This window comes from Clostridium sp. Marseille-P7770 (genome assembly GCF_902143525.1).
Lineage (GTDB): Bacteria > Bacillota > Clostridia > Lachnospirales > Lachnospiraceae > Pilosibacter.
The window spans coordinates 158,583-173,924 of sequence record NZ_CABFVC010000001.1; the positions used below are offsets into that span (position 1 = coordinate 158,583).

At 50.0% G+C, this 15,342-nt stretch carries 8 protein-coding genes; 2 read left to right on the forward strand and 6 right to left on the reverse strand.

Going from position 1 to position 15,342, the window contains the following annotated elements; translation table 11 throughout:
• Nucleotides 1-98: 98 nt before the first annotated feature.
• The 4 genes from ltrA to FN001_RS00780 all read right to left on the reverse strand — a co-directional run bounded on the left by ltrA (nucleotide 99) and on the right by FN001_RS00780 (nucleotide 4,251).
• Nucleotides 99-1,394, reverse strand: a complete 1,296-nt coding sequence (gene ltrA, locus FN001_RS00765) for a group II intron reverse transcriptase/maturase (RefSeq protein ID WP_142410507.1) — start codon at nucleotides 1,392-1,394, stop codon at nucleotides 99-101.
• Nucleotides 1,395-1,889: 495 nt separating this feature from the next.
• Nucleotides 1,890-2,408, reverse strand: a complete 519-nt coding sequence (locus FN001_RS00770; RefSeq protein ID WP_486463461.1) for an HIT family protein — start codon at nucleotides 2,406-2,408, stop codon at nucleotides 1,890-1,892.
• A complete protein-coding gene (locus FN001_RS00775; RefSeq protein WP_142410508.1) occupies nucleotides 2,389-2,793 on the reverse strand; it encodes an LptM family lipoprotein in 405 nt (134 codons plus the stop codon). Before FN001_RS00775 ends, FN001_RS00770 begins: the two co-directional genes overlap by 20 nt.
• Before the next feature lie 99 nt (nucleotides 2,794-2,892).
• A complete protein-coding gene (locus tag FN001_RS00780) occupies nucleotides 2,893-4,251 on the reverse strand; it encodes an MATE family efflux transporter (RefSeq protein ID WP_142410509.1) in 1,359 nt (452 codons plus the stop codon).
• Nucleotides 4,252-5,004: 753 nt separating this feature from the next.
• Here FN001_RS00780 and FN001_RS00785 point away from each other — a divergent pair.
• Nucleotides 5,005-9,420, forward strand: coding sequence for an acyl-CoA dehydratase activase (locus FN001_RS00785; RefSeq protein ID WP_142410510.1), 4,416 nt, complete (start codon nucleotides 5,005-5,007; stop codon nucleotides 9,418-9,420).
• A gap of 163 nt (nucleotides 9,421-9,583) precedes the next feature.
• On the opposite strand, the gene FN001_RS00790 is transcribed toward FN001_RS00785, so the two are convergent.
• Entirely contained in the window at nucleotides 9,584-12,874 is a 3,291-nt protein-coding gene (locus tag FN001_RS00790; RefSeq protein WP_142410511.1) for a DUF5107 domain-containing protein, read from the reverse strand.
• Between the two features lie 365 nt (nucleotides 12,875-13,239).
• Here FN001_RS00790 and FN001_RS00795 point away from each other — a divergent pair, with 365 nt between their 5' ends.
• A complete protein-coding gene (locus FN001_RS00795) occupies nucleotides 13,240-14,097 on the forward strand; it encodes an AraC family transcriptional regulator (protein ID WP_117484692.1) in 858 nt (285 codons plus the stop codon).
• Between the two features lie 89 nt (nucleotides 14,098-14,186).
• Here the strand turns inward: FN001_RS00795 and FN001_RS00800 are convergent, their stop codons facing one another.
• A complete protein-coding gene (locus tag FN001_RS00800) occupies nucleotides 14,187-15,263 on the reverse strand; it encodes an arabinose ABC transporter substrate-binding protein (RefSeq protein WP_242994067.1) in 1,077 nt (358 codons plus the stop codon).
• Between the last annotated feature and the right edge of the window lie 79 nt (nucleotides 15,264-15,342).

Consider the following 15,342-nt stretch of genomic DNA (forward strand, 5'->3'; position numbering starts at 1 on the left):
ATTACATAGTCAAGTAGACTAAGACCTCTCAATCTTAGCCCCTCACAGATCCGTACGTGCGGCTTTCCCGCATACGGCTCCTCATAGTAACATTCACTTTAATATAAGCAATAGTACGTTTTAGGCTTTGCTAATGGATAATACTTGAGCATTTGCACAAATCCATTCCATGTGTATGCCCGTCTACAACCTCTCCGATTCATGGCTTTAAACAGAAACTGCTGAACCCTATGTAAAAATGTTGTTATCTTTCGGAAATTCCATGTAACAACATAGTACCGATAGTGTCCGATTAGCTTCACATTCAATTCCTTGATTATCTCTCGCATCGGTCGATTTCGATTATCATAAATCCAATTCTTATAGGCTCTGACCTTTTGCTCAAACTTCTTTCTTGAAGTCTGTACTTTTGGTGCGAAACCTCCTTTTCGGTTTTTGCTACAGTAGAAAGTAAATCCCAGAAAGTCAAATGTTTCCGGTTTATGTTCCCCTCTTGCCCTGCGATTCTGCTCTGCAAATCTTCCAAATTCAATCAGTCTGCTTTTACTACTCTCAAGTTCCAGACCAAACTTTTCCATTCGTTCTTTTAACTCTTTATAGTATCTTTCAGCTTCTGACTTATATTGAAATCCTGCAACAAAATCATCCGCAAAGTTGACAAGAAAACACTCTCCCTGCATTTCCTTCTTCACTACAAGTTTGAACCACAGCGTCAGCACATGATGCATGTATATATTCGCAAGCATCGGACTCATTACGGAGCCTTGTGCCGAACCTTCCTCTGTTGGTTCAAATTTACCTTGTTCCATTATTCCTGCTTTAAGATATTTACGTATCAGCCACAGTAAGTTCTTATCCTGTATGTTCCATTCGAGAAACTTCATCATCCACTCATGGTCGATATGGTCAAAGAACCCTTTGATGTCAGCATCTACAATATAGCTGATTTTCCCATAACTTATCCGTTGATATACCTCTTTTATCGCTTCGTGACAACCTCTGTTCGGTCTGAATCCATACATACAGTTTAGGAATCTTGGCTTATAAATAGCACCCAATATTTTCTTCACTGCCATTTGTACAATCTTATCCTCATAAGAAGCTATCCCTAATGGTCTTTTCTTTCCATTTGCTTTGGGAATGTATACCCTCAGCGATGGAAGTGGCTTAAAGGATTTGTTTTTCAGCCTTTGTACTAAATCCTTGATATTTCTGTCAAGGTTCTTCCCATACTCATCTTTGGTTACCTTGTCGATTCCGACTGCTTTGCTCCCATCTAATTCCTTATGACATTGCTTTAGCATATCTTCATTTATCAAGTGGTACACTGATGTAAATATAGGATGTTTTGATATTGCCGATATCTCAGCTATTCTTACTAATTTCGTTTCCATTATTTCCCCCGTCCCTGAGTACGGATAATGTGTCCTCAGTAAGACCTTTACTATGCAATCCCCTTCCCTCCATCGGTATTACCCGCTTTCTACAGTACTATGGGATTGTCCGACTACCTGCCATTCATTTGAAGTCCTCCGTTTTCAGTTGTGACCTCATACTCTTTTTCGAGAAACAGCAGGTTCTCCCCAGTTGATGTGTATTCACAATGTAAAGCATGATTGGTTCTCTGACTCCGCAGTGCCACATAACACTCGCCATATCGCATTACATGATATTGTCTTCCGCACCAGTTAAGACGTCGACCGACTGAAGTTAACGTTTCGAAGCTCAATCACTATTCAACCCTGCTTTCTTGCTGTCTACGCTTGTCAGATGCCGTTACCGACATCATCCCAAGACTCGCTATTATCTGGTTGGCTATACCTTAGATAAACCGGATTCCCACCGGCTTGACTACACACCCTTGGCTGGGCGCACAACTGGAAGTTTTCTCACATCAACAGTTTGTCTAGTTCGCAAAGAAGCTTACTTTTCAGTTCTTCAAGTTCCTCAGCGCTTGGTCTGTTATCATCAGCGTACATCTTATCCCTCGGGTACCACCAAACGGGTCCTCTGCCGTTGTTTCCATAGTTCTCTATATCGCCGGTCATCCTCGGAAATAAATGCCAGTGAATATGTGCTCCGCCATCCCCGTTTCCCAAACATTCATAATTCATTTTTTGTGCTCCGAAAGCTTTTTTTACGGCTTCAGAAACAAGTGTCATTTCATATAAATGCTTTGCTCTTACTTCTGCATCAAGATCAAATAATTCAACAACATGGGTCTTATATAGAAACAAAGTATACCCTTTAAAATGCTGATAATCCCCAATCACCACATATCCTGTTTCAAGTTCTTTTACAAAAAATGGGTTGTTGCCAACTCTAGTTTCTTTAATCCTGTCACATACAAAACACATAAATATTCTCCTCCACAAAATAGAATTTATTTTAATATCCATGGTCAACATGTTGCCATTGTCCGCCGTTTGTTCTAACTAAAATCCAATTCCAATCATTGTATGTACTATTTGGATTCAGAGAACCCTCTCCTCCAGATGAATCAACATCGAATGAAGATAGCAAAACAATGACTTCATCTGCATTATTCCTATCTGCCCAATCTTGATGGTCTTTAGAGCTGTCATCCCCTGCATAATAAATTTCTGTAAGAGTACATCCATTCCAGTTGCTCTTAAACTCTTTTTTTATGGTGTCAATAGCGGCTGCAATGTCCTCTTCAGAATATATTTCAGATTCTACATTATGCGTATTTACTTCATTAACATTTCCACCACAAGCACTCAAACTAAATATAAGCAGAATACATAGCATTGCACATACAATTTTTTTCATAATTCACACTACCTCCATCAATTCCGAGTTATTACGCTCTTTCTATCACCCATCTTCCAGCCATCCAAACAAGAATCATCTCCCGCTCAACACCCCCTGTCAGCTCCGCGTTTCCGCGATCTTCTCCATCGCCCTCCGGTACGCATGTACAAAATACAGGATCTCCGCGATCGCCGTGAGCGACCAGGAACAGCTGTAGAGCAGATACAGGGACGGGATCGTCTGAAAATACGCAAAGACCGTATAGACCCACGCGATCCGGAATACGCAGGAACCCAAGATCACGATGACCATCGGTGCCAGACTCTTTCCGAGTGCCCGGGATGCCGCGATCGTGCAGTCCATGAACGCGGAGATCCCATAGGAAAATCCCATGATCGTCAGGCGCTTCATTCCCGCTGCCATGACTTCCGGGTCATTCGTAAATAAGGACAGGAACTGCTTTCCGAACACGACGAGAAGAAGTCCCATCGCAAGTCCGATCCCGAATGAATATGCAAGACTCACAGAATAACTGTCCCGCACACGCTTTTTGTTTCCGGAGCCGTAGTTCTGCCCCATAAAGCTCGCGCAGGCCGTATAGAACGCCGCCATCACATCGTAGATCAGCGCATCCGCATTCGCCGCCGCGGAATTTCCCGCCACCATCACGGCACTGAAAGAATTGACGCCGAGCTGGACAAACAGATTTGCGATCCCGAAGATCGCATTCTGAAAACCGGATGGGATCCCGAGCCGCAGGATCGCCTGCGCCTTATCCTTCGAAAGCCGGAGCTTTGCAAGATGCAGTCCGAAATCTTCATGACTCCGGAACAATGCCATCACGATCAGAAACGCCGAAAGGCACTGAGACAACGCACTCGCAAGCGCCACTCCAACTACATCAAGCTTAAAGACGATCACAAAAAACAGATTCAGGATCACATTCACGATCCCCGACAAAAACAGATATCTCAGCGGACGCCCCGTATCCCCGGCCGCACTGAACACCGCGTTTCCGAAATTATAAAGCGCAAGCGCCGGAATCCCCAGGAAATAGATCCGGATGTACAGAGCGGCCTTGTCGATCAGCTCCTCCTTCGTATTTAAAAGCACCAGCACACCGCGCGATGTAGAAACTCCCAAAATCAGCAGGATCAATCCGACCACCAGGCTGACAAGAAAAGCCGAATGTACCGTCTCCGAAACCGACTTCCGGTTCCTCGCCCCGATATAAAGCGCCGTCAGCACATTGATCCCACCGGAAAGTCCGATCAGAAATCCCGTATACATCGAGATCAACGTCGTCGTAGAACCAACCGCCCCCAGAGACATCGCCCCCGCAAACTGCCCGATCACCGCAATATCCGACATGTTGAACAGAACCTGCAGCAAATTCGAAAGCATCAGCGGAATACTGAAAAACAGGATCTGTTTCTTCAAAGAGCCCCGCGTCATATCCATACTTGTCCGGCTCATAAAAATCCCTCCAAAAGTATCATAATCTTCCAAAATTATACTGGATTTTCCATGAAACTTCAACAAGTGAAAACACGCTTCGCGAGTTTCCCCTTGTTATCGCGACAGTCGCCAATGTCTCACGCAAGCGCAGACCTTGGCTCATTGTTCACGTAAATCATAGTATGCCGATTTTCCCCTGTACCGCAGCTAAAACCACAGTCTTCACCTATCCCTCCCACCTTATCCTGCGGTCAATGCGCCCGCAGCCGGTGAGCTTCCGATCAGGAGTGCCTTGATCACGGGATCTGGCTTCCTCTTGGCTCGCGGGAGAATGCGTTGAATGCCAGGTGACACTTGTTTGAGCGCAGCGAGTTGTGTCACCTGGCATTCGCCCTTAGCAGTCTCCTGCAAGCCTAGAGGAACCTTCCCGCGATCACCTTGCACTCCTGAGCGGAAACTCACCGGCCCCACCCGAAGCCAATCAGCTCCCTCTTCACTCCCGAGCGGAAGCTCACCGCCCCGCCCGAAGCCAATCAGCTCCCTCTTCACTCCCGAGCGGAAGCTCACCGCCCCGCCCGAAGCCAATCACTTCTTAACACGTTTTTAACGCTTCCCTCGCACCTATTTCCTTGACTTTTAAAAAATCCAGCGCTAAAATATCACCAGCATCGTGTAGAAATCGGCGTAAATCCAGGTACGAAACGGGGTTTATGCCCTTTTTCTTTCTGTCGGTGCAGACCCGATAAATCACTATCACGAAAGATCAAATATATGAAACAATTACTCATCGGAATCGATGTCGGTTCCACCACTACAAAAATCACGGTCCTCGACAAGACGACCGAATCACTCTTATACTCTGACTACCGCCGCCACCACGCAGATCAGCTTGCAAGCGTCCTCTTCGCGATCCGGCAGGCGGCAGAAAAATTTCCTGACACAAAAGCCAGGATCATACTCACCGGCTCCGGGGCAAAACCGGTCGCAGAAGCAGCCGATACCCCTTATATCCAGGAAGTTGTCGCAAACTCCATCGCATTAAAGAAGACATACGAGACCGTCGGCACCGCCATCGAACTCGGCGGTCAGGATGCAAAGATCATCTTCTTCAAGACGGATTCAAAAACCGGCGCGTTAAACGTCGCCGACATGCGCATGAACGGAAGCTGTGCCGGAGGAACCGGCGCCTTCATCGACGAAGTTGCTTCCATTCTCCAGACCCCGCCGGAAAAAATGAACGAACTTGCCTGCAAGGGAACCTGCGTCTACGATATCTCCGGGCGCTGCGGCGTCTACGCAAAAACCGATATCCAGCCGCTCTTAAACCAGGGAGTCGCAAAAGCTGATATCGCCCTCTCCTCCTTCCACGCGATCGCCAAACAGACGATCGGCGGACTTGCACAGGGACTCGATATCAAACCTCCGGTCGTCTTTGAGGGAGGTCCGCTGACCTTCAACCCGAAGCTGATCGATGTCTTCTCTGAACGTCTGAACCTGAAAGAAAACGAGCGCCTAGTCCCGGAACACCCGGAGATCATGGTCGCCTACGGTGCAGCACTCTCCTTAAACGGCATGTTCAAAGAGGCAGATCCGGAAGCCTCGGACGCTCCGGTCACCTTCCTTCCGCTCACTGAGTGGGTCTCCCGCCTGGAACAGGTCCAGGCGGACGCGAAGAAAAAGCAGCATTCCGTTCAGGAACATACAGCCCCGCTCTTCTTCTCCTCCAAAGAGGAACATGACACCTTCTTAAAAGAACATCCGAAGGGAGACTTCACTCCGGCAGCACTCACACCCGGAACGACCGTCCGCGCATGGCTCGGCATCGACTCCGGCAGTACCACGACAAAATTTGTCCTGATGGGCGATGACGGAAAGCTTCTCGACTTCTTCTACGCCTCCAACCAGGGCGATCCGCTGACCGTCGCAAAAAATGCCCTGATCACCATGCGGAACCGTTACCGCGATGCGGGCGTAACTCTGGAGATCTTAGGCTGCGGCTCCACCGGATACGGTGAACTTTTATTCTCCAGGGCATTTTCCACCGAATACCATGTCGTCGAGACGGTTGCCCATGCGAGAGCCGCGTTCCAGTACATGCCGGACATCACGTTTCTCCTCGATATCGGCGGCCAGGACATGAAGGCCATCTGGCTCGACCACGGCATCATCACGAACATTCTCGTCAACGAGGCATGTTCCTCCGGCTGCGGTTCCTTCCTGGAAAACTTCGCTTCCACGTTGAAGATCCCGGTGACGGAGATCGCAGACGCCGCCTTTTCCTCGAAAAATCCGGCGGTCCTCGGCAGCCGCTGCACCGTTTTCATGAACAGCAGCATCGTCACCGAGCAGAGAAACGGGAAAAAGCCGGAAGATATCATGGCCGGTCTCTGCCGTTCCATCATCGAGAATGTCTTCACGAAGGTCATCCGGATCTCGAACCTCGACTCTCTCGGGGATCACATCATGGTCCAGGGCGGAACCTTCCGGAATGACGCCGTTCTGCGCGCATTTGAGCAGTACACCGGAAAGACCATCGTACGCGCCCCGTATCCGGGCATGATGGGTGCGATCGGCGCCGCGATCCTCACAAAAGAGGCGATGGCGGATGGAACGAAAAAGCGGACTTTCATCGGACTCGACGCGATGGATTCCTTCTCCTACACCCAGGAGGCGAATGCCCCGTGCCCGTTCTGCACGAACCACTGCAAACGGACGATCGTCCGCTTCCCGAACGGCCAGTCCTGGGTCACCAACAACCGCTGTGAGCGCGGAGAAGTCCTCGGAGACCCGAAAGATCCGGCTGTTCAGAAACTTCAGCGCGAGCGCATGGAAAAGCGTGACAAAGTCCCGAACTGCTACAAGCTCCGGGAATCCCTGCTGTGGAAAGATTACCCGGTCCCGGAACACGTAACCTCCAGGAATCTTGTGATCGGGATCCCGCGTGTCCTCTCCTTCTGGGAGACCATGCCGTTCTGGTCCACGTTTTTCCGTTCTCTGGGCTTTACCGTCCGCGTGTCTGCCCCGAGCAGCCACAAGCTCTATGAGTCGGGACTTTCCGCGGTTGCCTCCGATACGGTCTGCTTCCCGGCGAAGCTCGTCCACGGACATACCCGCAGTCTCGCGAACATGCATGTGGACCGGATCTTCATGCCGTCCATCACCTCCGTCCAGTCGGAAAACAAGGAAAAAACGAGTGAATGGATGTGTGCGATCGTAAAGGGATATCCGCTCGTCATCAAAAACTCCGACAATCCGGAGCATGTATTCGGGATCCCGTTTGACAATCCGCTGTTCCACTGGTACACGAAAGAAGACCGGAATGAGCAGCTCACAAAATATATCCATGAGACTTATGGAGTCCCGGAATCCGAGATCAAAGAGGCAATCCGCTATGCCGACATGGCGGAGGATTCCTTCCACCAGGAGCTCTTAGCAGAAGGAGAACGGATCTTAAAACAGGTCACGGAGGAGAACCGCTACGCCGTGATCCTCGCCTCGAGACCGTATCAGAATGATCCACTGGTCAACCACAACCTTCCGGAGATGTTCACGAGTCTCGGCATCCCGGTCCTCACCGCAGATGCCGTTCCGGGCGTCAACGACGTGGATCTCACCAACAGCCGTCTCGATGTCGTCAACAACTATCATGCGAGAATGCTCGGATCCGCTGTCATTGCCGCTGAAAATCCACACCTGGAATATGTCCAGATCGTAAGCTTCGGCTGCGGCCATGACGCCTACCTCTCCGATGAGATCATCCGCCTCATGAAACAGGTATCCGGGAAGATCCCGCTCGTCTTAAAGCTCGACGAGAGTGAGATCCAGGGACCGCTCCGGATCCGTGTCCGGTCCTTTATCGAGACAGTCCGGATGCAGAGAGAAAAGCACGAGGAAGCTCCGGTCCATGCCCTCACGGATCCGTACCCGGTAAAGTACGAGAAGAAAGACAGAAAAGAGCGCATCGTTCTGATCCCGAATACCTCCCACGCATTCTGCCGCGTCATGTCGGCAGCGATGGAAAAACAGGGGCTCCGCGCAGAGCCGCTGCCGATCGGGCGGGACGAGGCGATCCGTCTCGGCAAAAAATATGTCCACAATGACATCTGCTTCCCTGCCCAGATCGTGATCGGTGAAGCGCTCGCCGCTTTAAAGAGTGGAAAATACGATGGAAAAGATGTCGCGATCGCAACCGGAAAATATATCGGCGACTGCCGTCTGACGCATTACAGTGCACTTTTAAGAAAGGCGCTTGATGACGCAGGATTTTCCGATGTTCCGATCCTCACAAACGACGATGCGGATTTCCATAACCTCCATCCGGGATTCCGCTTAAGTCTCCTCTCCGCACTCCGGATCGCCTACGCGCTTCCGATGATCGATATTTTGGAGGAGCTGCTCCGGAAGATCCGTCCTTATGAGTTCACAAAAGGAAGTGCCGATGCCGCCTTTGAGCAGGCGATGGACGCTGTGATCGACGGACTTTCCAGGCATGGCGTAAACGGCGCAAAACACGGCTTCGCAAAGGCGATCGGGATCATGAAACAGGTTCCGTATGACCGCTCTCATCCGAGACCGACCGTCCTGATCGTCGGGGAGTACCTCTTAAACTTCCACCCGGGTGCAAACCATGACATCGAGGCGTTTTTAGAGCAGAACGGCTTTGAGATCATCGAGGCGAGAATGTCCGATGTCATCCAGAAATCCTACTTCTACCGGGATATGCAGGTCCGTGAGTACCATTTACATAAGCCGCTCCAGGAAAAGCTCTGGTACCGGATGGCCGATCTCTTCTTTGATCTCGCCCACGATGCGGCGGACAAGATTGCGAGTGCTCACCCGCTCTACGACCGCCCGGCCGTGCGCCTTCCGGAGCTTGTAAAGGAGAGTGATCCGATCATCCACCACACCTTCGATGCCGGAGAGGGCGTCCTGATCCCGGGAGAGATCCTGCACCATGCCGCCCACGGCTGCCGCGCCTTCGTGATCCTGCAGCCGTTCGGCTGTCTGCCGAACCACGTCGTCGGCCGCGGAATCTCCAAGCGCTTAAAGGAGCTCTACCCGGACGTCCAGATCCTTCCGCTCGACTACGATCCGGATGTCAGCTTCGCAAACATCGAGAACCGGCTTCAGATGCTGATCATGAATGCGAGGGAGCAGGACGCGGAAAAGAACAAGGCAACCATGTAATTTCATCAATGGATATCTGCGATCCGATTTGACTGCCTGCTGATTGCTTTTCGTAATCGAAGCAGGCAGCTTCCTAAATTGCAAAAAAGAAGAGGCATGAATTGTACAAAATCCATGTCTCTTCTTTTTTCTGTTATGCCTGCGTTAAGACTTTTTCCGGCTTCTATTCTTCCGCCATCTTCAGATAACGCCCTGCGTTCAAATGCGTCAGATCAAGCTGCATCGCGTTCCGGAATGCCTCTGCTGCCTTTTCCTTATCTCCGAGTCCCAGATATCCGAGTCCCATCAGATAATAGCAGTGCGTCTTGTTTCTCTTATCCAGGTCATCATCAAAGATCATGAAATCCGGGAGGGAAACTGCAAAGTACTCAACGCGCATCTTGTCATACAGATGGCGCTCTCCGTAGTCGAGCAGACGGTAATATCTCGATTTTGCCTCCACCGGCAGACCAAGTTTCTCTTTTGCAAGTCCCTGATAGTAGATCATGTCGGCCGGCTGGTCATTGTAGTACATCATTCCTGCCGGTTCATCCGTTCCGATCGAAGCTGCCTCATACTCTTCCTTCGCCGCCTCGTTCTCCCCGAGATGCTCTTTTGCAAGTCCGAGATAATAATGGATGTGGTTGTCCTTCGTTCCTTCCAGCTTTCCTTCCCCGAGGTTCTCCGGATATACCAGCGCCTTCTCAAGGATCTCTTTTGCCTCGCTCCAGTGTTCTTTTGCGATTTCCGCTTTTCCGAGCTCCAGGAGAGAGGTCGTATACTGGGTCGTAACCTTTCCTTCTCCGCCTTCCCACGGATGGAACCGGTGCGCCATGATAAAGTCATATGCCTCTTTATAATGGCCAGAGAGATTTAAGAGCGTGACATATTCGATCATCAGATCATCCCGCTGCATAAAGATCTCTTTTGCCTTTTCATAGCGGGAAAGTCGCTCAGCGACCGGCATTTCCAGTTTCCGGTACAGCTGGTCAAGCTCCAGGAAGATTCTCGCATCGTTCGGTGCAAGTTCTGCTGCCTTTTCCAACGCTGCCTTTGCCTTTTCCGGATCTTCTCTCTTGTTGTAATATGCCAGGGAGAGATTTCTCCATGTGATCGCAAATCCCGGCTTCTTCTCCGCCGCAGTCTCCCAGCAGCTGATCGCCTGATCGTACTGCAGCTTGTCATACCAGAGGTTTCCAAGGTAATAGAATGCATTTGCCCCGTCCGGATCTTGTTTCTGCGCATCGATCAGAACAAGGATGTCCTCCAGCTTATTCGGGAAGCAGTAATCCGTACTGCAGTTTTCTGCCTCTTTGAGCACTTTCAGGATCTCCTCATGGGAAGCTCCCATCTTTCCGAGATCATATGCTTCATAGTACTTTAACATCGGCCAGCTCTCACTGCATTCGCGGAGTGTATCAACCGCCTTGTCGTATGCCCCGTACTCCGCAAAGTCTCTCGCCGCCATCAGATACGTCTCATGGAAGTTTCTGGAAAGCTTATTGACCTTCGCGCGGATCTCTTCTGCATGGTCCGGATCCAGATATGCGGATTCCAGCATGGAAACATAATCAAACGGGTCGATCGCAAGGTTCTCGCTGACTGCCGCTTTCGCTTCTTCCGTTCTTCCGAGTCTGCCAAGAAGGTATGCCCGGAGTCCTCTCGCCTTGATATTGTGCGTATTCTTCACAAGGCCTTTTTCCGCGAGTTCCAGTGCACTCTCAAAGTTTCCTCTCATCGCCTCAATGCACGCCAGATAATAGAAGCTCATCTCCTGCTGCTCATTGGACCAGGTCGCCTTATAGAATGCATCAAACGCTTCGTCATAGCGTTCATGATAAAACAGGGATAATCCAAGGTTGTAGTACGGCTCGGAATCATACGGGTTCGGATTTTTCCAGGTCGCACGTTTGATCGCTGTCCGGAAATGTGCCTCAGCAGCCTGAAAACAGCCTCTTCTCATCAGGAGCGAACCGTATGCATTGTTGATCCGGATATCGCCCGGGTCGCGTTTCAGCCCTTCCAGATAGTATGGGTCCGGGCGGTATGTCGCATGGCGGTACTGCTCAATGTGAAGTCCTGTCAGGAACAGTTCTTCATTTGACATGATCTCCTCCGGATCTTTCGCTGCCTCCGCCGGATCCGGAACCTTCGGGATCTCTTTTTTCGCCGGTGTGTAGGAGATCATCTCTCTCGTTCCGTCGAGAACGCGGACCGTAAGTTTTGTCTCGTCCTCAACAACCTGATCGAGATGGGTCTCAAACGGAGCGACCGGTGAGATCGTTCTCTTTTCATCCAGAAGGACCTGTCCCTCATATGTAAGGATGACTCGGGCATCCGGATATTCCTGCGTTGTGTATGCAGCAACACGGATCCCGCTCTCATCCGCATCAAGTCCTACCATCGCCTCGATGCTGGCATTCTTTACGGCTCCGACCGTCTTATAAGGCATGAAATACTGGGTAAACCGCTTTTCCTCCATCGGTTTTAACCAGGTGAAATCCGGCTGATTATCCGTATAGACGCCGGTCATCAGCTCGACATACGGGCCATCCTCATCTGTCAGGTTGCGGTCCCAGGCCTTTCCGAAATCGCCGCATCCCCAGGTCCACTGCTTCTTTCCGGGGGAAATATGATGGTCGGCAACATGAAGGATTCCTGCCTGTTTCTGGTAATCGTATCCGCCGACAAAGTTAAAATCACTCTTTTCCGCCATGTAGGAGGTCGGAACCGGAATGTTTTTGTAACGGGAAATATCAACGCCTTCGCTGTAGTCATGTTTGTAATAGATCCCTGTTGCGATCGGGAATCTTGAAACGTCACGTTTTCCATGATCCATCACAGCATGGACATCCGGCGGGAAGATCGACTGTGTGTGATCGTTGACCGGGACAGCCGGGTTTGCCCACCAGAGGAAGGTCTGCGGTGTGGAAGTCCGGTTATAGAGCTGACCTTTGATCTCGATATAGGCTTTTCCCGGATAGAGGGTAAAGCTTGCCTCGCCTTTTGTTCCGTACATCTGATCGACGTCGCTGACACGGCATGTCTTTGATCCGTCCGGATTCTCGATCAGAAGATAGTCGACCGGTGAGAAGGTCGTCGGGCGGTGGTGCTGCGGCCAGTTGAACTCGATTCCTCCGCTGATCCACGGACCGCAGAGGCCGACAAGAGCCGGTTTGATCACATGGTTGTAATAGACAAAGTCATAATGATTCGTCTTGTCGTACGCTCTCTGGATCCTGCCTCCGAGCTCCGGAAGGATCATGACTTTCAGATACTCATTTTCCAGCCAGACGGCATGGTACGTCTTATCTTCTTTCTCATCATAAATCTTTTCGATCGTCGGGTACGGATAGATCCGGCCGGAGCTTCCCTGATAAACACGGCTCTCCAAAAACATAGGGTTTTTATCTGCTGCTCCGATCCCATAAGTAGGAATGACCACATTTTCTTCCCAGATCTTCACTCCACTCATAATTCTGACCTCCTGCTGTTTTCTATTCTCGTTCCTGTATTGTACGGAATTTTCAGTTCAGAAAATTCATCTCCCTGAACGGCAACCACATCTCCCTGCTTTCGTTTCAGGAACCCTCTTATTTTTCGTTCTTGCTTATACTATACTGTAATTACTCCTGTTTTTCATTACCTTCAGTTGCCATGTAATTTCAAAAAATTGCTCTCATCATTCTTGACCTTTTTCCCGTTTCTCTTTATAATCGAAACCAGTACTGCGCATCCCGGCTCTTTCGTTCCGGAAGTCATCTTCCGCACCATGCGCACATCGTAACCAGCCGTCAGATCCTGCCGGATCCGTCTTTGAAAGGAAGGTGGAAACACTCCATGATCTCTACCGAAAAAGGGATTCTCCCCGGTTCCGACTATTATGTCTATACCCCAAGTGCCCAGGCGCAGTCCTTATTTTTTTATCCGCTGATCATCGGAAATTTTTCCTACAGCGATGATTACAGTCTCCGCCGCACTGCGTTCGACAATTTTCTTCTCATGTACATCAAGCGCGGGGAATGCATCATTGAGCTGAATGATCAGGTATTCCGGGCACTTCCCGGCCAGATCGTATTTCTCGATTGTTATCATCCCCATGCCTACAGAAGCTCGACGCCCTGGGAATGTGAATGGATCCACTTTGACGGTCCTATGGCACGTGCATTTTATCAGGCGATCATGAGCAGTTCCGCTCCGGTCATCAGTCTGAAAGACACCTACCGGTTTGAGCGGTATCTCCATAAGATCTATCTCCGTTTCCGGGAACATCTCCCGTTAAAGGAGGCATTGTTTAACAATTACATTGTCAACATGCTGACCGAACTTTTTGTCAGTCGCGACCACGAACACCCGGAGGCTGTCTCTGGCGGCATCATCGAGGACACGATCACCTACATCAACAATCATCTGACGGAGATCCTGTCCTTAAACGATCTCGCTTCCCAGGCTTCTTTAAGTCCTTTTTATTTCAGTCGTCTTTTCAAAAAAGAGACTGGATTCTCGCCGCATGAATACGTGATCCTGACACGGGTAAACAATGCAAAATATCTTCTGAACTTTTCGGAGATCCCCATCAAGGACGTCTGCTTCCAGACCGGTTTCAGCAGTGAGAGCAGCTTCTGTACCACCTTTAAAAAGGTGACCGGACAGACGCCGACCGAATACCGTCTCGCCTGTAACCAGAATCGAACCTGATCGGATCATATCATGCGAAAAGGGCTGCCGGAATCATTCAGGCAGCCCTTTTTATGAGAGGATTTACAAAAACAGGACTCGGTCTCTTTTTATTCTGCCGCTTTTCCCATTACTTCTTTGTAGTTTTCCGGTGTTACGACAACTGCATCGACTGCTGTCTCCTGCGGAACGTCCTTACCGGCGATCACATCATACAGAACCTCAACAGAACCGGTTCCTACGGAGTCAGATGAGAAGTATGTTGCTGCCTTCATGCAGGTACCGTCAGCGCCTTTGTTGTTCCACTCGTCTTTTGCCATGTAAGCACCAAGACCTACTACGCATGCATCTGCATCAAGACCTGCACTCTCAAGTGCGCGGACAGCACCGATCGTACCTTCCTCGTTTGCACCTGTTACCATCCATTTCTTGATCTCCGGATGTGCTGTGATAACGGATGTCGCCGCTGTGTTTCCTTTATCGGTCGTTCCGTCATAGTCTGCTTTAAAGATTCTTTCTGTCGGGAAGTCCGGGCAGCCTGCTGTGAAGTTATCATACTCACCTTCTGCACGCGGTACGCAGGAAGAAACGGTATCCATTGTCAGGATCAGAAGACCGCTTGTCTCATCTTCTACAAGACCGTTGTCTTTTGCATATGCTGCAAGCCAGTCGCCGTTTGCCTGTCCGATGACGTAAGCATTGATTCCTACCCACGGAGCGATCTTTTCACCGGCGTCGTTCTGAAGTGCATCATCGGCTGCAACGATCGGGATGCCTGCTTCTTTACACTTGTCAACGGCAGCCTGGGACATTGTCTGGTCCGGGATACAGGTTACGATTCCCTTTGCCTGGTTTGCGATCGCGTTATCGATTGCTTTCAGGTATTCTTCCGGGCTCATCTTTGCATCTACGAAAATGAATTCATCTCCATTTTCCTCTACTTTCTTCTGTGCTGCTGCGCCCTCATCAATGAACCAGGTCTGGTCGCCGGCTTTGTAAATACCGTAAACAACACCTTTTTCTGATGATCCTGCATCTGCTGCCGCCGTGTCAGCTGCTGCTGCGGTGGTATCAGCTGCTGCCGCTGCTGTTGTTGCGGATGTGTCGGAGCTGCTGCATCCGGCAAGTGCCGTTGCTGTCAATAATGCGGCTGCTGCAAACGCTGCTGTTCTTTTCATCTTTTTCATAATAAAACCCTCCATTTATAAAATTTATTTTGTTTACATCATTGATACAATGATGTTGGGATCAAAAATCCGCTTGCAC